Genomic DNA, 19,056 nt, shown 5'->3' with positions numbered 1-19,056 from the left:
ATGAGCAAGACAACGTTATCTGAGAACATGATTACATCCAGGAATCCGAATGAATTGCAGGGTACGCAGCCTACAACGGCTCCTCTTAGTGTTCGGGATTTGGCTGTGGCCTATCATAAAAAGCCAGTCCTCAGCGGGGTTTCCTTTGATATACCTGAAGGACAGCTCATCGGCATTCTCGGTCCAAACGGGGCCGGGAAGTCTACCCTGATCAAGGCTGTACTCGGACTGGTACCTAAAATGCACGGTGAGGTGCGGATATTTGGTCAGTCCTACCGTGAACAGCGGCGACGGATCGGCTACGTTCCCCAGCGGGAGTCGGTCGATTGGGATTTCCCAACCCATGCACTGGATGTGGTGATGATGGGCAGGTACGGTCACCTGGGCTGGTTCCGTCGTCCAGGCAAGAAGGAACGGGATCTGGCTGCACACTGCCTTGAGCAAGTGGGTATGGGCGACTATATGCATCGCCAGATTAGCCAGCTGTCCGGCGGACAGCAGCAGCGAGTCTTTTTGGCTCGTGCACTGGTTCAGGATGCGGATCTGTATTTCATGGATGAACCGTTTGCAGGCGTGGATGCCACAACGGAAAAGGCCATCATTTCCCTTTTGGAACAGTTGAAAAAGCAAGGAAAGACGGTACTCGTAGTTCATCACGATCTTGCGACGGTGGAGGAATATTTCGACCATGTACTGCTGCTCAATGGGCGACTGGTTGCAGGCGGGCCGACAAGCGAAGTGTTTGTACCGGATACGCTGCAGGAAACTTACGGAGGCCGGATTGCGATGATCGGAAGCCGGACGGAGAAGGGCCAGGTGTAGTAATGGGGAACTGGATCCTTTCCATTCTGTCGGACCCCAACACACGCTGGATTTTGCTTGGCTGTTTGTTGCTCGGGTTCAGCAGTGGCATTATTGGCTCATTTACTTTTTTGCGCCGCCAGAGTCTGATGGGTGATACACTGGCACATGCGGCATTGCCAGGGATCTGTATTGCTTTTATGTTGACGGAAACCAAGTCCGTAGGTCTCTTTCTATTTGGTGCACTCGCTGCAGGAATCATTGCGACCTTCGGGATATCATGGATCACCCGGTATTCACGGATTAAGCAGGATGCAGCGATGGGGATTGTGCTGACGGTATTCTTCGGCATCGGTGTAGTCATGCTGACCCGCATCCAGCATGGGGCCAGCGGAAGCCAAAGCGGGCTTGATAAATATTTGTTTGGTCAGGCGGCCTCCATGGTGATGACCGATGTATACGTCATGGGCGGTGTCTGTCTCGTTTTACTCATTGCCTGTCTGGTCTGGTTCAAGGAATTCAAGCTTGTTAGCTTTGATCCCGGATTCGCCCGGGGCATGGGGCTGCCTGTAGCGATGCTGGAACAGCTGATCTTGCTGCTGACAGTCATCGCGGTTGTAGCAGGAATTCAGGCGGTAGGAGTCGTACTTGTCGCTGCCTTGCTTGTGACTCCTGCGGCAGCAGCGCGCTGCTGGACGGATTCACTTGCACTTATGGTGCTGCTCGCAGGCATATTTGGTGCTCTGAGTGGTGCCACGGGCACCATCTTCAGCACGCTCGTTCCTAATCTGCCGACAGGACCCGTGACGGTCCTTGCGGCTACGGTATTGTTTGCCGGCTCGGCGCTGCTTGCTCCGCGTCGGGGGTTACTGGCTCGCCGTTTGCGAAGCATGCAGGCCAAATCGGCTTATCTTCGAGAAGAGCGTGCTACGCTTCAGACACTTTCCGCCCAAGGAACACAGCAGGAACGGGGTGAGCTGTAATGGCTACATTTTGGATCATATTAACGGCTGTACTTGTTTCGTCCGCATGCGCCATTCTCGGATGTTTCCTTATCTTGCGGCGAATGGCATTGGTTGGGGATGCCATCAGCCATGCTGTGCTTCCCGGGATTGCGATTGCTTTTCTATGGAGCGGTTCCAGGGATTCCTTATGGATGCTGCTTGGAGCCACTATTTTCGGTCTATTAACGGTATTCTTCATTCAAAGCCTGCAGGCCGGAGGACTGTCTTCCGATGCGTCCATTGGCATTGTATTTACGGCACTGTTTGCCGTTGGTGTTATTCTGATCAGTCTAAATGCCCAGCATATTGATCTGGACCTGGACTGTGTGCTCTTTGGTGAGATTGCCTACGTTCAGTGGGATACGTTAACACTTGGGGGTACGGATGTCGGGCCAAGGGCTGTCTGGATGCTGGGTATTACGCTTCTGGTCATCCTGATTGTTATCGGACTGTTCTATAAACAGTTCAAACTGTGTGCCTTCGATCCGGCGCTGGCAGCTGCCTGCGGTATACCGGTCGTGTTGTTCCATTACCTGCTCATGGGGCTTGTATCCATGACGTCCGTGGCTTCCTTTGAAAGTGTGGGGTCCATCCTCGTGGTGGGCATGTTGATTGTACCCGCGGCGACAGCTTATCTGCTCACGGATCGATTGGGAAAAATGATTTTGTACAGCGTACTGGTGGGGGCTGCTTCCTCTGTTGGGGGATATATGATGGCATATGCATTGGATGCTTCCATTGCAGGCTGCATGGTGGCAGTAGCTGGAATTCTGTTTGTTTTGGCACTCCTGCTGTCTCCGAAACACGGCATTATCCTCCGCTACGCTCGTCGTAAATTTGCGACAAGATAAGAACTAGATAACAACCGTCTGCATACGCAGGCGGTTTTTGCTGTTTGGGAGGTGTGATATCGGGTATGACATCCATAGAGATGAGGATTTCCCTCGATCTGCCCCAGCAGATAAGTGCATATGATCTTGTCTTCCTTCATATCGTTATTTGGATTGACCGTTATTTTGTTGCATCTGGATGATCTGTGGTAAAATGTCGTTAGCTGTGACGTCCGGAGCGTCCGCCTCCTGCGGATACCGGGCGGTCTTTTTGTGAGAGAATAGTTGGATAGAGAGAAGTAGAGAGACAACCGAGGAGGAATACTGCATGAGTGAACTTAAATACAAATTGCTGGCGCTGGATATGGACGGGACATTGCTCAACGATAACCATGAAATTACCCAGGAAACCACCAAGTGGATACAGATCGCCATCCGGCGCGGGGTGCATGTGTGCCTGTCCACAGGAAGAGCCGTATTCCATGCAATGCCTTACGCTGTACAGCTTGGACTGGAAACGCCAATGGTCACGGTGAATGGAAGTGAAGTCTGGAAAGCTCCACATGACCTGCACATTCGTCATCTGATGGACCCGGCTTTAATCCGTACCATGCAGGAGATTGGCGAGAAATATAACAGCTGGTACTGGGCATATTCCGTAGAGGAGCTGTTCAACCGTGAGCGTTGGACAGAAAATATTGAAGATCTCGAATGGCTGAAGTTTGGTTTCAATACGGAAGATGATGAAGTTCGTCATCAGATCATGATGGAACTGCAGCAGCTGGGAGGCCTTCAAATGACGAATTCCTCACCTGTTAATATCGAGATTAACCCGGCTGGCATATCAAAAGCGAGTGGCGTGGCTGAAGTCTGCAAACTGCTGGGCATAGAAATGTCCGAAGTCGTGGCAGTGGGAGACAGCCTGAACGATCTGGCCGTAATCGAGGCGGTAGGTCTGGGTGTTGCCATGGGGAACGCACAGGACCAAGTGAAGGAAGCCGCTGATCTGATTGTGGCGAGCAACAATGAAGATGGAATTGTGGAAGTCATTCGAGAACACATTTTGAAGGGGGAATAACCTTTGCTTGCAACCGTTGGCTGGATTTTAATTGTGCTTTTGTTTGCAGTGGGAATGGCCGGAACGGTATACCCGATACTGCCTGGAGCTATAGCGATCTTTTTCGCGTTTCTGGTCTATGGCTGGTTCTTCAGTTTCGATCCGTTTGGTGTATGGTTCTGGATTTTCCAGATTCTAATCGTGGTGGTCCTGTTCGTAGCGGATTATGTGGTTAGTGCATGGGGGGTCAAGAAGTTCGGAGGCTCCAAGCTATCTACAACCCTGAGTACGATTGGTGTCATTATTGGTCCATTTGTCATCCCCGCATTCGGGTTGGTACTGGGACCGTTTATCGGTGCATTTATCGGGGAATTAATCGGCGGATCATCACCTTCCAAGGCTACAAAGGTTGGATTCGGTTCCGTCGTTGGTCTGTTCACCAGTACGGTAATGAAAATTATTTTGCAAATCGTCATGATTGTTCTGTTTATTATCTGGGTAGCAAGATTCGCATAGACGTTCGGGATGGGCTTCAACCAGATGCACGTCCGTGTGGGGGAAAGAAGGGGAATTAGTTTGTCTAAGAAGGAAACATTCATTAAGGGTACGCTCATCCTGGCGGCCGCCGCACTCATTGCCAGAGTACTTGGTCTTGTGCAGCGGGTACCGCTGGAGCATATCCTTGGCGATATCGGTAACGCATCGTTTACCATCTCCAATACGGTATACTTAATGCTGTTAACCGTCGCAACGGCGGGAATTCCCAGCACGCTCAGCAAGATGGTGTCTGAACGCTACGCGCTGGGGCGCGCGGGAGAAGCACAGCAAATTTATAAGGCTGCCTTGATCTTTGCTGCGGTAGCCGGGGTTGTCATGTCAGCCTTACTGTGGTTTGCAGCGCCTTATTATGCAACATATGTATCCAAGGTACCGGAAGCTGTTAGTGCAATTCGGGCCCTTGCTCCGGCGCTGCTGCTCTTCCCGGCCATTGCCATGATGCGTGGTTACTTCCAGGGACGCGGCAATATGACGGCAGGCGGTATATCTCAGATCGTAGAGCAGTTCGCCCGGGTAGGTACAGCCATTATCGTGGCATATGTCATGCTGCAATGGAATTATGATGACAGAACGATTGCTGCAGGAGCTTCATTCGGTGGGGTGCTCGGGAGTATCGGTGCCTTTGCCGTCATGCTCTACTTCACCTTGAAGCTGCGCCGTAGTGATCGTTCAGTTGGGCTGGAGGTTGTTCGTGCAGAGCAGCTGCCAATGCGAGGGATATACAGTGATATCTTCAAACTGTCGATTCCCATTGTGTTATCGTCCCTTGCGGTTCCGGCGATTAACTTTATCGATTCATCGCTTGTGGTCCCGCTGCTCAGCGGTCGTATTGGTTTGGAAGAGGCAACAGGAGTGCTGGCGATCCTCGGTGCGAAGGCGCAAAGTATTGCGGGAATCCCGCCAATTCTGGCCATTGCGCTTAGCCAATCGCTTGTACCTGTCATTTCGGCAGCCTTTGCACGCAAAGATGAAGCCCATCTCCAGAATCAAATTACGCTGGCCATGCGCATTTCGATTTTGACAGGGATGCCGATCGTCATTGCCCTTTGTGCGGCAGCCTATTCGGTAAATGGATTACTGTTCAGTACACCAGATGGGACTCCCATCATTACCTTGCTGATCTTCGGTACCATTTTCCAAATTACGATGATGACGACAAACTCCATTCTGCTTGGAGTTGGTAAACCGCGGATTACAATGATCAGTGTAGCTGCAGGGATTATCGTTAAATTGGTAGCAAGTTTAATCCTGGCTCCGATATTCGGCATCTATGGGATCATTATTGCAACAGCATTATGTTTCCTGGTGATTACGTATCTGAACCTGCGAGTACTGAGAAAAATCGTAACCTTCTCAATCATGGGTGATCGCTGGGCTGGTTTCGTGGTAACTGTCCTGCTTGCTGCAGGTATTGGTTTCGGTGCAAACTGGGCTGGCAATTGGCTCTTTGGTTTATTCCTGCCAGCACGTGTATCCTTCCTCATGACCTGCCTGGTTGTCGGTGCGCTCGTTGTGGTCGTATATCTGGTCATGCTTGTCATTCTTCGCGTATTGCGCAGAGATGAACTTGGCAGCTACCCACGTATTTTGCAAAAGGTACTGCGGCCGCTCATGCGTCTTCAGCGTGGTACGGGTCAGCGGGCATAGGTTGATGCCAAACTTTTAAATAAATAAGTACAAGCTCTGTCTGCTGCTTAAGCGGACAGGGCTTTTTTTTTGAAATCGTACAAGATGAACTGCTGACAGCCGATTCGAGAAAACTTACTCTAGGTCACTTAATGCAGCAATGTCTTGGCATCATGGGCAAGGGCTGTTTTGAGCATCCCATATCGGTGTTCATGGCTCATTTCAAATAACCAGGGACGACGCGGTGCACTGAGGTGTCCAAGACTATCCCGATTTTGCAGCCAGTCCTGTCTTGTGATCGGTTCATACGGCGTGTCTTTCCATACGGCGAGCAGCTCTGGACTGTATAATCGCCCATCTTCTGGCATCCATTCGTATTCCAGCAGTTCCTGAGTATAGAGTTTCGAATCTGCTGCGCCCTCCAAGCTCGTTGTGAATAGACCCGGCCAATATTCGGCACGTGAGCCTCTGTGGGGAACGGAACGTGCGAACTCCAGCACCTGTGTGTACACCTGTTCGATGCCAAATAACATGGCGTATAAACCTTTGCCAAACATGATCCGCTCGTCCAGCTTGCCAAAATGTTCGATAACTCTGCCAGCGAGCCCTTTTCCACGTCCGAGTGGAAACACGATATGATTCAGCCCGGCGAGATTATGCAAATGAAATGTGGGCTTGGACAATACTTCCTTTTGAAAATAAGGATGCTGTACGACCCGGCTCTCAATATAATTCTGCTCGTTAATAATTAATGCTACACTAAGCAGGGAACTGCACCGTTCCAACCAGAACCGCTCCCAGATGGGTGTCATGAACGCCGATACGTGAAAATGGGATAGCAGGTGGAAGCAGCTTCGCCCGATTCGCCTGCTGTTCATGTAGAGCAGAAGCTGAGGATAGGCATCCTGGAAAATGAGTGCATTACAGCGCTCAAGCAACCGATACATATGTTCCCGATCCGTCTGGTTTTGCAGATTATGCATAAGGTTGCTCTGCAGATCGGTCATATGATAACCACCATTGCGGGAAACCATGTGGGCAAGCAGGGCCCAATGCAGTTCGGGATATTGGTCATAACATGCCAAATAGGCTGCTGTACGTGTGATATTGCTTCGATTATTTTCCACCGTTAGCGTTTTGATTTCTTCCAGAATGATGCAATCCTCTTCACATAATGGGGCGCTTTTGGCATGGCGGGCAGAAGCCGTCTCCGTACCGGGTAACAGACGTTCTATTTCCCCCTTTAGCGTCTCAGCCATTTCAGCTTCCCAAGCCAAATCTCGTGAAGGATGACGAAGCTGCGCTGAAGCCTTCCAAGCGGCCTGTTTACCACGCCATACTTCTCTGGCGGCTCCAGGAATGGAACGAACAATACGAAAGAGCGAATCAGGGGATACAGCATCGTTTCGGGTGGAAGTCATCGCCTGTCATCCTTTCATCAGGGTTGGTTTTAAAATAAGTATGTGCTGAATATTTGACTTCCACTCGGCAATTTGCTTCACTAAGGATAAGACAAGGTACAGAAAGGAAGATGTTGTCATGGAACAGATTACATCCAAACCTGCGTTTGATGTGGCCATTCAATCTCCTCGGCTTACCGTAGCGGTATTTAAGGCGGATTGGTGCGGAGACTGCAAGTACATTGATCCGTTTATGCCTGAGGTCGAGGAAAAATTTGCTCGCGATTTGACACTGATTGAGGTCGATGTGGATCAGGTGGGCACCGTTAGTGAGGAACAAAATATTTTGGGTATTCCAAGCTTTGTTGCATACACCGATGGTCGCGAACTTGTTCGCTACGTGAACAAACTTCGCAAGTCGAGAGAAGAGATAGAGCAATTTTTGCAGCGTGCGGTTGAAGTGTACAATACGATTCATAAATAAAGGAAGGCACGGGCGAATTCGTCTGTGAATTCTAATTGGCGCCGTTCCTCTTGAAAAGGGGAAATGGCGTTTTTATTTTTGCTTTTTGGGGGGACAATACAAAGGTACATATAAGGAGATGACTTGTTGGTCATTTTGTCGACAGACGTTAACATTTTGTCACAAAGCGAGGCGTCAATGACACTTTTATCCGGTATAATGTATTTAGTTGTGAAATAAGTGTCAAAGTATCGAAACAAGCGGAGAGATCGTTCTTCGCCATCTTAAACCAACAGCAGGTGAGAAAAAATTGAAGCACTTAACCTTGTTTAAATGGTTAACCGTATTAACTTGTCTTGTTATGTTCCTGGCTACGTTCGGCGGTGGGGTTGTTACCAAGACGGAATCCGGACTGGGGTGCGGCACGGAGTGGCCTTTATGTAACGGTAAACTCGTTCCTGCACATACTGTAGCCTCACTGATTGAATATTCGCATCGCGCGGTAAGCGCATTGGCTGGATTGCTTTCCATTGCCTCTTTTGTTGCATTTCTACGATATGGCAAATCACGTCGTGATCTGCAGTTGTTTTCATTCTTAACGTTGATCTTTGTCATTATCCAGGGGATTATGGGGGCTTTTGCCGTCGTCTTCTCCCAATCATCGGCGGTCATGGCGCTGCACTTTGGTTTTGCCCTGATTGCCTTTGCCAGTTCCCTGATGATGGCACTCGGTATTAGGCAGGAGGCTCGTCATGGTGGTCTCGAAAGGTTAAACAAATACCCGCGGGTCAGCAAAAATTTCCGCAACCTGGTATGGTTCTCAACCGTCTACACGTATCTTGTGGTATACACAGGGGCCTTTGTAAGTCATACCGACTCAGCTGGGGGCTGCTCAGGGTTCCCGCTCTGTAACGGACAGATTATACCTGAACTGTCTGGTGGCGTGGCCGTAGCGTTTGCTCACCGTGTAGCTGCTGCTTCGCTTGTTATTGTGATTGCGATCCTGGGGCATTATGCATATCGTAAACATCCGGATAACACGGAACTTCGGGCATTGGGCGTCGTATCTGTGGTGCTCATTCTGCTCCAAGTCCTGATCGGTTTTGGCATGATGCTTACCATCAGCCGTCCGGAAGTGTACATGTTCGTGGCTCTGGCTCATATGCTTGATATCGCCATATTGTTCGGGATATTAACCTATATGAGTTTCCTGGTGTACAAGCTTCATCGGCCGGCTGATCGGTTCTAGAATTTCATTCGAAAGCCAGTCGTTCTGGTCTCCAAATTGCCAAGTCCATCATCCAATGATGCACATCATTGGACAGGTGGACTTTGTTTGATGTCAGGCGGGTCAGGGCACCCTAAGTTTGCAGCGACCACACGTTTACTCTGATTCCGATTAGGTTTAATATTATAAATCATCTTATTGATCAGCAGAGTGGAAAGAGGAGGCTGTATATGCTGCGAACGTTGCTGGGTGAATTGCCGCGTCAGAATGAGGGCGTATTGGAAGAAGCGATCGAGTCCATGGTGGAGACACTCGGACTTTTACAACGACAGCTGGATTTGAATCAGGACCCGACTCACGATTATCGCAAACTGTACGTATGGACGCAGGGATTAATTTCTTCACTGGACGAGCTGGAGCAGGCCTGCTTCGCTGCTTCCCACTTCCGCCAGAGGGTCAGGGCTGGCTCCACCGATGATATGACCATTGAGGAGAAGGCCGAGTACGCCCGATATGTTTACTTCTACAAGGATGGGTTTATTCGTTGTTTTGCGATTCTAGATAAGACAGGCACGGTACTAAATGAAATATTTAATCTGAACACATCCAAGGTGAAATCCCATTTTTCGTATTTTACCGTGATGAGACAGTTTGGGTATTCGAAAATGCATAATGATCTTGCTGTTGAATTAATTAAAATTAAGGATGCATACCGGGAACCGATGAGTAAACTGCGCAAACGTCGGAATATGGAGATTCACTACATGAATTCCGAGATGCAGGATGATCTGTGGCAGCTTCATCAAACGTTGCAGGGGAAAGTGAAGCTTGAAGATCTAGATCAGCACCTGGAGGAATTGTGTCAGGGCGTGGATATGGTTTGCGAAACGCTAAAAGCGGCTTATGGTTACATCAATAAAATGTGGCACAAGCAGGGCATGTCAGAACTGGCAAAATAATTGTGTAATATTTACCTTTGACAAAGCGGAATACTTGGATTATACTGAGTTTCTAATTAAGCGTTACATGACATTAACATGCATACCATTTACATTTTACCACTGAACTTATAAATTTAATATTTCTTATCGAGAGCGGCGGAGGGACAGGCCCGATGAAGCCCGGCAACCGATTTATAACGACATGACGACCAGTCATACATTATAGATGTTAGGTGCTAATTCCTACAAAATGGTGCACAGCACGATTTTGGCAGATGAGAAGGTATATTCTTTCGCGTGAAGAGCCCTTTTTGTTTCTGCAAAAGGGCTCTTTTTTATATGTCAGAGGGGAGTTTTCCTTTCATTCGGGTAAAGATACATGTAGGCGGTGGGAAGGAGAAGTCATATTGATCGAATTAAAAGGATTAACCAAGACGTATGGCAGAGGTCCAAAACAAACGACAGCCTTAGCCGATTTGGATCTAAAGATCGGTAAAGGTGAAATATTCGGAGTGATTGGACACTCGGGTGCAGGGAAAAGTACATTGATCCGTTGTATCAACCTGCTCGAAAGACCAACATCTGGTGAGGTATGGGTAGATGGAGTCAACCTAACCGGTCTCCATAAGACAGAGCTGCAGAAGCAGCGACGCAAGATTGGCATGATATTTCAGCATTTTAATCTGTTATCCTCGGCTACAGTATATGACAATGTAGCTTTTCCCCTAAAGCTGGTGAATACACCTAAAGCTGATATTGACCGCAAGGTGAAGGAGATGCTGACTCTCGTTGGATTGGAGCATCATAGCAGCAAATATCCGGCTCAGCTGTCAGGTGGACAGAAACAAAGAGTTGGTATCGCCCGGGCACTTGCCAGCGATCCTGCCGTTCTGCTCTGTGACGAAGCGACATCTGCCCTTGATCCGCAGACGACAGCTTCAATTCTGAAGCTGCTGCTGGACATTAATCAGAAATACAATCTCACGATTGTTTTGATCACGCATGAGATGCATGTTATTCAGAGCATTTGTGATCAAGTTGCTGTCATTCATCAGGGGGGAATTGTGGAGCAAGGCCCTGTAACGGATGTCTTCCTTAAACCACAGCATGCCATCACACGTGACTTCATGCAGCGTGATCACGATTCTGAGCTTCTCTTGGAAGAAGCAGCAATGGCACATGCGGGAGGAACAGTACAGCAGGATGGCCGATCACAATTGGTCAAAATTTCGTTTTTGGGTGAGAAGACGTATGAAGCCATTCTGTCGAGAACCGTTCGTCAGACCGGAGTGGACTTTGCCATTCTGCAAGGAACCATCTCAAGGATCAAACAGATTCCATATGGTCAGTTGACCGTGCGGTTTGAAGGCGATGCGGATGCGATCAGCCGGACTGTGCAGGAATTGAAAGAGCAAGGGCTTGATGTGGAGGTGCTTCGTTAATATGGATTTTTCAACTGTACGTTGGGAAGAGATCGGTAAGGCCTCCATTGAAACACTGCAAATTCTGGGAGCTTCCGGTTTGTTCACCATCATTATCGGGTTGCCGCTGGGTGTGCTGCTATTCATGACAGCAAGATCGGCTTCCATCCAGTCACGTACAATCTACACCGTGTTATCCATTATTGTTAATATACTGAGATCAGTACCATTTATTATTCTGATTGTTGCCCTCATTCCGTTTACACGTTCACTCGTCGGTACAGCCACTGGGGTGCTTGGCGTGATACCGCCGCTCGTCATCGCAGCTGCTCCTTACTTTGCAAGGTTGGTTGAGACAACGCTGCGTGAAGTAGACCGTGGTGTCATCGAGGCGGCTCAGGCCATGGGTGCATCCACCGGACAGATTGTAAGACGTGTACTGCTTCCCGAGGCACTGCCTGGTCTGCTCGCGGGAATTACAATCACAATTGTAACGCTGGTTTCGTATACAGCCATGGCGGGTATGGTCGGCGGAGGCGGACTGGGTACGCTAGCAATTAACTATGGGTACTTCAGATACCAATATGAAATTATGATTATTTCTGTTGCATTTATGGTTATTCTCGTACAAGTACTGCAAATGTTTGGCGATCAACTGGTTAAACTGTTCACCCGGAAATAACACATATATAGCATACTGCATCCTTTCATTAACTGAATGAATGCAAAGATGCAACAAAAAAATTATTGGAGAAGGGGTTTTACACATGAAAAAATGGTCTTTTGCACTGCTAAGCTTGATGCTGATTGCGGTACTGGCTGCGTGCGGAAACAACAAGGATTCCGACAGTGGCGCAGATAATGAAGCGGGCGCACCGCGTACCGTGGAACTGAAAGTCGGCGCTTCACCTACGCCGCATGCTGAAATTCTGGAGAGCATCAAACCTGAGCTGGAAGCTCAAGGCATTCGTTTGCAGGTTGTAACGTTCAACGATTATGTTCAACCAAACCAACAACTGGCGGACAAACAGTTAGATGCAAACTTTTTCCAACACCAACCTTATCTGGATACTGAAAACAAGGAACGTGGTTTTAACCTTGTAACTGTAACTCCTGTCCACGTCGAACCTTTTGCTGGGTATTCCAAAAAAATTAAATCCTTGGATGAGCTGCAGGACGGCGCCAAAGTAGCCATTCCTAATGACCCGTCCAACGGTGGTCGTGCACTACTGCTGCTTGCAAAAGAAGGAATCATTACGCTGAAAGACAATACGGACATTGCATCCACCATTCAGGATATTACAGCTAATCCGAAAAACCTGGATATTATTGAGCTCGATGCAGCCATGATGCCTCGTCAGCTGGATGAAGCCGATCTGGTATTCATCAATGCCAACTATGCCCTTGAAGCTAACTTGAATCCGGAGAAGGATTCCTTGCTTATCGAGGATCTGCAAGGCAACCCTTACGCGAACATTCTCGTTTCCCGTGAAGACAACAAGGATGCAGATGCGATTAAGAAGCTGGCTGCTGCCCTGAATTCCGAAGCAGTAAAAACCTTCATCAAGGAACGCTATCAAGGTGCAGTTGAACCTGCATTCTAAATTGCCCATCTATCCACTCCATTTGAGTTGAGTGATATACGTAAAAACCGAGCCTCTCTGCCTGAGAGTTACTCGGTTTTTTTGTTCTTGGATTGTTTGGTGTACGCAAATCATCCTTATTGTTTATTTTCAGGAGATATGTGCTCCGATTTCCGATTATAGTAGGACAATTCATTCTGATCGGCGTATTGCTGTTCATCTGCTTCTTGCAGATAGGCCTTTTCATTAGGGGATAATGTATCATCATCTGTCTCTTGCTTCCTACGTCTGAATTTCAGCCAACAGAATAGGATAACCACGATAGGAAGAATAACGTACCACCCTTTTTTGAATAAAAGCAAAATACTGAATTTTTGTCCGGCGGTGTAACCGATCCCGCCTACCAGAATGCTTTTGAGTCCCACGGTAGATGTTTTGTCCGTTGATTCATCATAATCTTCGTAGGTGTTCCCTGGAGTAACGCTCAGCTGATTCAGAACCACTTCTTCAAATGCCAGGCGATTTTGTTCAAAACTAGGCTGATCTGTAACGAGAATGGCCGTAATGTACCCTTCACGAGTCAGAAACTTCACATTGTAATTAACCATAGCTTGCTCATCAGCGTCTTTGAAACCAACGGAGTAAACCAATTGACGCTTGATAGGGTCATATGTTGGTTCAATTTCCCACCCCGTAATAGATATTTTATCTTCAGGAGCGAGTTCCCTATTTTCTTCTTCAGTGCCTCGGATATAACTGCTTAACAATTCTTCAGCATCTAAGTTCTGATCTTGATCATGGATATGCCCAGTTTTGACGTACTCAAACACCACATACCAAGATCCATGCTCACTGGTGCTGTACAGACTTCCGATTTCGTTGCCATTAGGTTTGGAACCACTGTTTAGCATAGAACGCTGAGTGTTGGCTTTGTCCAAAAATGAATGATCCTTGAATATTTGAAGTGTTGCCTTATGATCCAAAGACACGGAAGCAGGTCCATCAATCCAGTCATATTCATAAGGAGATGGAGTAGTTTCGCTTGCAGCGAAGATGGGCGAAGCAAAGAGATGTGTTAAAGGAAATATTAGCAATAATGCCAGTAGGAAGGTGATAAAGCCTTGGTTGCTGTTCTTCATTTCGGGACCCTTTCAAATGTTATGTATTTTAATCAAGCCTTCAATGTAGATTCTTTGGCCTCATCGACATTAACATATAAAGAGGTTTTCCATCAAGGCATTTTTGGATTAAAAGGGATTTATTAGATAAAGGGAGAAGCGAGTTGTGAGGGGATGATAAATCTTTTATACTGGATGAGTGACTGCTCTTTGAAGAGGGGGATGGACGTGAAGGGGAAGATTGCCCTCATAACGGGAAGTGCCAAAGGTCTTGGAAAAATGACGGCCCTCCGTCTGGCAGATCAGGGATGCCATATTGCCTTGAATTACGTGCACAGCCGTACCGAAGCTGAAGCGCTTCAGGCCCAGATCACTGCAAAAGGTGTACAGTGCATTGCCATTCAAGCAGACATTTCCAAAACGGAAGACATCGCCATGTTGGTAGAACAGGTTGAAGTCGAGCTGGGCAGTATTGATATCCTGGTGAATAATGCAGGACCTTTCGTTCGCGAACGCCGATTGTTTGCTGACTATACCGACGCTGAGATTCAGATGTTGGTACAAGGGAACTTGCTTGGACCCATGCTTCTGGACCAACGCGTGCTTCCGGAGATGCGACGCAAAAAGTGGGGCCGAATTATTCACTTTGGTTTCAGTCATGCGGGAGAGGCGCGGTCTTGGCCTCATCGTGCAGTTTACGCTGCTGCGAAGGTAGGTCTGGTATCCTTTACGAAGACGCTTGCTGTGGAGGAGGCTCCTTACGGCATTACGGTGAATATGGTGTGTCCGGGCGATATTCGGGGGGCCAATAAGGAAAAAACCATTGATGAATTAGCTGGCATAACCGATCAGGAGACGCCGAGAGGACGTCCTGGGAGCGGTGAAGATATTGCACGGGTGATTACGTATTTGTGCCTGGATCACTCCGATTTTATTACAGGCAACATTATGGATGTTTCGGGCGGGCTCGATCCTATACGTCCAACCATCCAGCGTGAAGAGGGACAATAGAGGAAACGCACAAAAAAAGAGCCCTCCGCTTCAATTGAAGCGAAAGGCTCTTGAGGTTTATTTCGTGAAGGATTGATTAGAATACTTGTACGACTTCTTCGACACCGTCAACTTCTTCAAGAAGGGCACGTTCAATCCCGGCTTTTAAGGTAATGGTGGAGCTTGGGCAGCTGCCGCAGGCACCGACCAGTTTCAGCTTAACGATGCCGTCCTCCACGTCGACCAGTTCCACGTCACCGCCATCGCGCTGCAGGAACGGACGAAGTTTGTCAAGCACGTCAGATACCTCATCATACATGGTGCTTTGTGCGTTTTCGCTCATATTTTTCAACTCCTTTCCTCTATATATTATATTACAATTGGCCGTAAATTAAAATGGTCAAACAAAGCAGGTGAACCTACATGAGACCGATTATTGAATTTTGTGCCAACAATATGCATTTTGGCACAGATGAAGTCTTGGAGCAACTCGAAGAGAATCCAGACTATGATGTGATAGAATACGGCTGCCTCAGCAACTGTGGCCAATGTTATATGACTCCTTTTGCACTAGTTAATGGTGAAGTTGTTATCACGGACAAAGTGGAAGATCTATATAACGCCATTCTGGCCAAAATTGCCGAAGCCGATGCCTGGGATGAGCTGGATCTCGACTAACCGAGATGACGCTTGGACATCCAGAGCACGCCGCTTTTCAAGATACGAGGTACACGTCCCATCATGGACGTTTTGCCCATCAGCCCAAACCCAGCCTTCTTGCCGAGTGCACCTAGCGTGCCGCGGAGCTTGAGCGGCTGCGGGTTGGGCTTTTCGCCTTTCCAAAGGGCATGCTGAATATGAGCGATCTGTTCACCCTGTACTTCTGCAGCCTGACCGCTTGGTGCATAAGGTACACTGGCACAGTCACCGACAACATAAACATCTGTGTATTCAGGAATTTGATAATATTCATTCAGTACAACCCGGCCCTGAGGATCCTTTGTAACGTCGAGATCCTGCACGACTTTAACGGGTTGAATTCCGGCTGTCCATACTACAGCATCCGTCAGAATTTCTTCATCCCGGTTATAGATAGCGTTCCCTTCAAGACGAGAGATGGCGACATGTCCGCGTGTCTCTACCTGATGTTCGTTAAACCACTCATGCACGTAAGCGGACAATCGCTGCGGGAATGCCGATAATACGCGCTCACCGCGGTCCAGAATACTAATGTTGAGATCGGGTCTGCTTTCTCGTAGTTCGGCAGCCATCTCGACACCGCTCAAGCCACCGCCAACAATATGCACGTGTCCGTAAGCTTTAACTTCGTTCAGACGGAGGTAGGTTTCCCGCGTTTTGCTAAAACTTTGAATGGTACAGCTGTATTCTTCCGCTCCCGGAGTATTGTGGAAACGGTCTGTACAGCCAAGTCCGATGACAAGCTTGTCATACTCCAAAGGATCCTGGCCTTCAAATTCAATCTGACGCTGCTCCAGATCAATCGAAGTGACTTCTCCATAACGGTAAGTAACTTTCTCATGGACTGGAAATTGGATGCGCAGGTCATAGTCGGATACGGTACCTGCTGCGAGTGCGTAATATTCAGTCTTCAATCCTTGAAAGGGGCTCCGGTCCACCAACACGATTTGTGTATCTGACGGTATTTTGCCTTCCAGAAGTTCTTTGATGATTGTGAGGCCGCCATAGCCGCCCCCGAGAATGACGAAATTTTTCATGACTCGGCTTCCTTTCTGCATCAGTCCCGTATGATCGGGGCTGTAACCTGTGGAGCAGCTATGCTTTCACATAGCTGCTCCTTTTGTTTTATTTTAATTAATTATTATATCGAAAATTTTGGAGTTTAAAATTAGAGGTATTATACCCACTTGATGCATCGATTCGAATGGTCGTTCTCCTTGTATGGATGAAAGAGGCTATCGAGACGATGCAGCAGGTTTATTCGTATACTTGAATTTCGTTGTAGAAGGTGTCGCGTTCAACAGGAATGCGTCCAGCGCCCTTAATGAGCCAGATGAGCTCTTTGCGGGTGAGGCCTTCAGGTGTTAACGCACCTGCAGCATGACTGATCCGTTCGCGAACGATAGTACCATGGGCATCCGAAGCCCCGAATCCAAGTGCAACTTGGGTCAGCTGTGGGCCGATATTGATGAAGTATGCTTTAATGTGGTCGATGTTATCCAGCATGAGGCGGCTAATCGCAATCGTTTTAAGATCCTCGTATGCCGAGTTGCGGCGCATAATGCTGGCATTTTTGCTCTTAGGCTGCATGGAGAGTGGAATAAATACCATGAAACCGTTGGTTTCATCCTGCAGTTCGCGAATTTGTGCCATGTGGTTAACGCGATCCTCGTAAGATTCAATCGATCCATACAGCATTGTAGTATGCGTACGCATGCCCAAATTATGAGCGGTACGGTGTACCTCAAGATAGCGATCCACGTTTGCTTTGTCGACACGCATTTTTTTGCGGTATTCATCGGACAGAATTTCTGCTCCGCCGCCCGTCAGTGATTTCAGGCCAGCTTTTTGCAGCTCCTGCAGTACTTCCTTAATGCTGAGTCCGCTGATCCGGGTGAAGAAATCGATCTCAGCAGCCGTGTAGGCCTTCAGCGTAACATCCGGATATTTTTCGTTTAAAGCACGCAGGGAATCGACATAATATTGAAAAGGAACATGGTTGTTATGTCCGCCTACAATATGGAACTCACGTACACCAGGATGAATATGCTGTTCCACGTAGTCGATCATTTCCTGTCCGGATAGTGTGTAGGAGCCTTCTTCGCCCTGGTCTTTGCGGAAATTACAAAAAGCACAGTGTGCTTCACAAACGTTCGTAAAGTATAGGCTCATGTTTTCAATAAAATACACTTTCTTGCCGTTCTTCCGCAGGTTAGCCTCATTGGCCAGTTGGCCGAGAGTCAGCAGATCATCCGTTTGATACAGATAGACGCCGTCTTCTACGCTCAGCCTTACGCCGTTCTGCACTTTCTCAACGATTTCCGCCATTCTTTTGTCTGTGAATGGTGTTACCAATGTAGACATTTTGTTTCCTCCTGTTCTTAACCGGATTTGTGTTAAATGTAGGTCTTGTTTACAGAACTACATACAAAAGATGCGGTCATCTGCCGCCTCCTTAGAGGACTAACCCTCCATTACCCGGTGCAGCATATGCTGCATGTGTAAAGCTGAATTTTTTTTAAAATTTCTGGCCTCATGGATGTAAAATCTAAAAGTGAGTCTGATGACTCTATATGCATTGGGGACTGCGTGGCAGTCTCGAAATGTGAAAAAAATTACAACTCCATATATGATCATCATTTGAATAAGTCATGACAAAATATCGACATTTCAGAGCGATCACCTATCCATTATAAACCTCGTGTCCCGGGGGTTCAATACACTGGCAAGAAAAAGGAGCCGAGGACAGACTCGGGAATAAGGATAAACATGGCTTGAGCCTCTTGACGGGGTGGAGTATAATTTAAAGAGAGTTAACGAAAAGGAGAGTGACCTGGCATGATTAGCATCAGCGAAACAGCTGCCGATCGATTGAAAGAGATGCTTTCACAGCAAGAGACACCTGGCATGTTCCTGCGTCTCGGCGTAGCTCCGGGAGGTTGTACCGGATTTTCGTACGCCATGGGCTTTGATGATAAAGAATCCGAAGAGGATATTTATATGGATATTCACGATATGAAGGTTGTAGTCGAGAAGGAAAACCTGAAATATCTGAACGGTCTTGAAATTGATTTTGAAGAGTCCGGTATGTCCGGCGGCTTCACCATCCATAACCCCAATGCGGTTGCGACATGCGGCTGCGGATCTTCTTTCCGTACGAGAGAAGAAGCTGGGGTACCGGATAAGGATTGTTAGGACTTCAACAGTTCGACGTAATTTTCCAAACATAAAATGAACTATTGAAATCAGGCCTCTATAGCGTGTTAGTCTCGGACTAATTGCGTTGTAGAGGTCTTTTTGTCATGTTCTTGAACGTAAGCAAAAGCAAAAGATTTGA

At 47.8% G+C, this 19,056-nt stretch carries 20 protein-coding genes and 1 riboswitch; of the genes, 15 read left to right on the top strand and 5 right to left on the bottom strand.

From position 1 onward, the window contains the following. The first annotated feature begins 27 nt into the window (after positions 1-27). From AC3WQ3_RS09185 to AC3WQ3_RS09160, 6 genes are all read left to right on the top strand, one after another. Positions 28-822 carry a metal ABC transporter ATP-binding protein gene (locus AC3WQ3_RS09185; RefSeq protein WP_492472062.1) on the top strand — a complete coding sequence of 265 codons (795 nt, stop codon included), beginning with the start codon at positions 28-30 and terminating at the stop codon, positions 820-822. A gap of 2 nt (positions 823-824) precedes the next feature. Further along, positions 825-1,784 (top strand): iron chelate uptake ABC transporter family permease subunit, encoded by a 960-nt coding sequence (locus AC3WQ3_RS09180; RefSeq protein WP_154896420.1) that lies wholly within the window; start codon positions 825-827, stop codon positions 1,782-1,784. Continuing rightward, on the top strand, positions 1,784-2,656 hold the full coding sequence (locus AC3WQ3_RS09175) for a metal ABC transporter permease (protein ID WP_153979903.1): 873 nt from the start codon (positions 1,784-1,786) through the stop codon (positions 2,654-2,656). Before AC3WQ3_RS09180 ends, AC3WQ3_RS09175 begins: the two co-directional genes overlap by 1 nt. A gap of 307 nt (positions 2,657-2,963) precedes the next feature. Next, entirely contained in the window at positions 2,964-3,713 is a 750-nt protein-coding gene (locus AC3WQ3_RS09170; protein WP_336783066.1) for a Cof-type HAD-IIB family hydrolase, read from the top strand. Between the two features lie 3 nt (positions 3,714-3,716). After that, a complete protein-coding gene (locus AC3WQ3_RS09165; protein ID WP_488168294.1) occupies positions 3,717-4,208 on the top strand; it encodes a DUF456 domain-containing protein in 492 nt (163 codons plus the stop codon). 60 nt (positions 4,209-4,268) lie between these two features. Then, a complete protein-coding gene (locus tag AC3WQ3_RS09160; protein WP_492472033.1) occupies positions 4,269-5,897 on the top strand; it encodes a putative polysaccharide biosynthesis protein in 1,629 nt (542 codons plus the stop codon). Between the two features lie 128 nt (positions 5,898-6,025). Here the strand turns inward: AC3WQ3_RS09160 and AC3WQ3_RS09155 are convergent, their stop codons facing one another. Further along, entirely contained in the window at positions 6,026-7,297 is a 1,272-nt protein-coding gene (locus AC3WQ3_RS09155; RefSeq protein WP_492472032.1) for a DUF2515 family protein, read from the bottom strand. A 118-nt stretch (positions 7,298-7,415) separates the two neighbouring features. Here AC3WQ3_RS09155 and AC3WQ3_RS09150 point away from each other — a divergent pair, with 118 nt between their 5' ends. The 6 genes from AC3WQ3_RS09150 to AC3WQ3_RS09125 all read left to right on the top strand — a co-directional run bounded on the left by AC3WQ3_RS09150 (position 7,416) and on the right by AC3WQ3_RS09125 (position 12,933). Further along, complete coding sequence (locus AC3WQ3_RS09150; protein ID WP_095292122.1) at positions 7,416-7,760, top strand: thioredoxin family protein; 345 nt, start codon at positions 7,416-7,418, stop codon at positions 7,758-7,760. A gap of 289 nt (positions 7,761-8,049) precedes the next feature. Continuing rightward, the gene (locus tag AC3WQ3_RS09145) at positions 8,050-8,988 is read left to right on the top strand and encodes a COX15/CtaA family protein (RefSeq protein ID WP_336783059.1); all 939 of its coding nucleotides are present in this window, start codon (positions 8,050-8,052) and stop codon (positions 8,986-8,988) included. Between the two features lie 209 nt (positions 8,989-9,197). Next, positions 9,198-9,926, top strand: a complete 729-nt coding sequence (locus AC3WQ3_RS09140) for a Cthe_2314 family HEPN domain-containing protein (RefSeq protein WP_492472031.1) — start codon at positions 9,198-9,200, stop codon at positions 9,924-9,926. Positions 9,927-10,049: 123 nt separating this feature from the next. Further along, a riboswitch (SAM riboswitch) is annotated at positions 10,050-10,190 on the top strand. Positions 10,191-10,315: 125 nt separating this feature from the next. Next, on the top strand, positions 10,316-11,350 hold the full coding sequence (locus AC3WQ3_RS09135; RefSeq protein WP_492472030.1) for a methionine ABC transporter ATP-binding protein: 1,035 nt from the start codon (positions 10,316-10,318) through the stop codon (positions 11,348-11,350). Position 11,351: 1 nt separating this feature from the next. Next, on the top strand, positions 11,352-12,011 hold the full coding sequence (locus tag AC3WQ3_RS09130; protein WP_170948264.1) for a methionine ABC transporter permease: 660 nt from the start codon (positions 11,352-11,354) through the stop codon (positions 12,009-12,011). Between the two features lie 85 nt (positions 12,012-12,096). Then, on the top strand, positions 12,097-12,933 hold the full coding sequence (locus AC3WQ3_RS09125; RefSeq protein ID WP_492472029.1) for a MetQ/NlpA family ABC transporter substrate-binding protein: 837 nt from the start codon (positions 12,097-12,099) through the stop codon (positions 12,931-12,933). 116 nt (positions 12,934-13,049) lie between these two features. On the opposite strand, the gene AC3WQ3_RS09120 is transcribed toward AC3WQ3_RS09125, so the two are convergent. Further along, a complete protein-coding gene (locus tag AC3WQ3_RS09120; RefSeq protein ID WP_492472028.1) occupies positions 13,050-14,051 on the bottom strand; it encodes a DUF2167 domain-containing protein in 1,002 nt (333 codons plus the stop codon). 207 nt (positions 14,052-14,258) lie between these two features. Between AC3WQ3_RS09120 and AC3WQ3_RS09115 the strand changes: the two genes are divergently transcribed. Beyond that, entirely contained in the window at positions 14,259-15,041 is a 783-nt protein-coding gene (locus AC3WQ3_RS09115) for an SDR family oxidoreductase (protein ID WP_492472027.1), read from the top strand. Between the two features lie 76 nt (positions 15,042-15,117). Here the strand turns inward: AC3WQ3_RS09115 and AC3WQ3_RS09110 are convergent, their stop codons facing one another. Then, on the bottom strand, positions 15,118-15,363 hold the full coding sequence (locus AC3WQ3_RS09110; RefSeq protein WP_062324083.1) for a NifU family protein: 246 nt from the start codon (positions 15,361-15,363) through the stop codon (positions 15,118-15,120). 80 nt (positions 15,364-15,443) lie between these two features. Between AC3WQ3_RS09110 and AC3WQ3_RS09105 the strand changes: the two genes are divergently transcribed. Further along, positions 15,444-15,698, top strand: coding sequence for a YuzB family protein (locus AC3WQ3_RS09105; protein ID WP_336783043.1), 255 nt, complete (start codon positions 15,444-15,446; stop codon positions 15,696-15,698). Here the strand turns inward: AC3WQ3_RS09105 and AC3WQ3_RS09100 are convergent. Then, positions 15,695-16,756: an NAD(P)/FAD-dependent oxidoreductase gene (locus AC3WQ3_RS09100; protein ID WP_095292109.1), complete on the bottom strand. Its 1,062-nt coding sequence runs from the start codon at positions 16,754-16,756 to the stop codon at positions 15,695-15,697. The genes AC3WQ3_RS09105 and AC3WQ3_RS09100 overlap by 4 nt on opposite strands. Positions 16,757-16,976: 220 nt before the next feature. Beyond that, a complete protein-coding gene (gene mqnE, locus AC3WQ3_RS09095; RefSeq protein WP_127538918.1) occupies positions 16,977-18,083 on the bottom strand; it encodes an aminofutalosine synthase MqnE in 1,107 nt (368 codons plus the stop codon). A gap of 474 nt (positions 18,084-18,557) precedes the next feature. Here mqnE and AC3WQ3_RS09090 point away from each other — a divergent pair, with 474 nt between their 5' ends. Then, on the top strand, positions 18,558-18,914 hold the full coding sequence (locus tag AC3WQ3_RS09090) for a HesB/IscA family protein (RefSeq protein WP_127538919.1): 357 nt from the start codon (positions 18,558-18,560) through the stop codon (positions 18,912-18,914). The last annotated feature ends 142 nt before the right edge of the window (positions 18,915-19,056 follow it).

It is taken from the genome of Paenibacillus sp. FW104-T2, from assembly GCF_058789975.1.
This window is presented reverse-complemented; position numbering and strand designations above follow the sequence as displayed.

What these genes read in the sequence shown, in the direction of transcription:
- AC3WQ3_RS09090 (WP_127538919.1), top strand. Translation starts at nt 18,558, where the DNA reads ATGATTAGCATCAGCGAAACAGCTGCCGATCGATTGAAAGAGATGCTT.
- AC3WQ3_RS09170 (WP_336783066.1), top strand. Translation starts at nt 2,964, where the DNA reads ATGAGTGAACTTAAATACAAATTGCTGGCGCTGGATATGGACGGGACA.
- AC3WQ3_RS09185 (WP_492472062.1), top strand. Translation starts at nt 28, where the DNA reads ATGATTACATCCAGGAATCCGAATGAATTGCAGGGTACGCAGCCTACA.
- AC3WQ3_RS09120 (WP_492472028.1), bottom strand. Translation starts at nt 14,051, where the DNA reads ATGAAGAACAGCAACCAAGGCTTTATCACCTTCCTACTGGCATTATTG.
- AC3WQ3_RS09175 (WP_153979903.1), top strand. Translation starts at nt 1,784, where the DNA reads ATGGCTACATTTTGGATCATATTAACGGCTGTACTTGTTTCGTCCGCA.
- mqnE (WP_127538918.1), bottom strand. Translation starts at nt 18,083, where the DNA reads ATGTCTACATTGGTAACACCATTCACAGACAAAAGAATGGCGGAAATC.
- AC3WQ3_RS09110 (WP_062324083.1), bottom strand. Translation starts at nt 15,363, where the DNA reads ATGAGCGAAAACGCACAAAGCACCATGTATGATGAGGTATCTGACGTG.
- AC3WQ3_RS09150 (WP_095292122.1), top strand. Translation starts at nt 7,416, where the DNA reads ATGGAACAGATTACATCCAAACCTGCGTTTGATGTGGCCATTCAATCT.
- AC3WQ3_RS09105 (WP_336783043.1), top strand. Translation starts at nt 15,444, where the DNA reads ATGAGACCGATTATTGAATTTTGTGCCAACAATATGCATTTTGGCACA.
- AC3WQ3_RS09155 (WP_492472032.1), bottom strand. Translation starts at nt 7,297, where the DNA reads ATGACTTCCACCCGAAACGATGCTGTATCCCCTGATTCGCTCTTTCGT.
- AC3WQ3_RS09100 (WP_095292109.1), bottom strand. Translation starts at nt 16,756, where the DNA reads ATGAAAAATTTCGTCATTCTCGGGGGCGGCTATGGCGGCCTCACAATC.
- AC3WQ3_RS09180 (WP_154896420.1), top strand. Translation starts at nt 825, where the DNA reads ATGGGGAACTGGATCCTTTCCATTCTGTCGGACCCCAACACACGCTGG.
- AC3WQ3_RS09125 (WP_492472029.1), top strand. Translation starts at nt 12,097, where the DNA reads ATGAAAAAATGGTCTTTTGCACTGCTAAGCTTGATGCTGATTGCGGTA.
- AC3WQ3_RS09130 (WP_170948264.1), top strand. Translation starts at nt 11,352, where the DNA reads ATGGATTTTTCAACTGTACGTTGGGAAGAGATCGGTAAGGCCTCCATT.
- AC3WQ3_RS09140 (WP_492472031.1), top strand. Translation starts at nt 9,198, where the DNA reads ATGCTGCGAACGTTGCTGGGTGAATTGCCGCGTCAGAATGAGGGCGTA.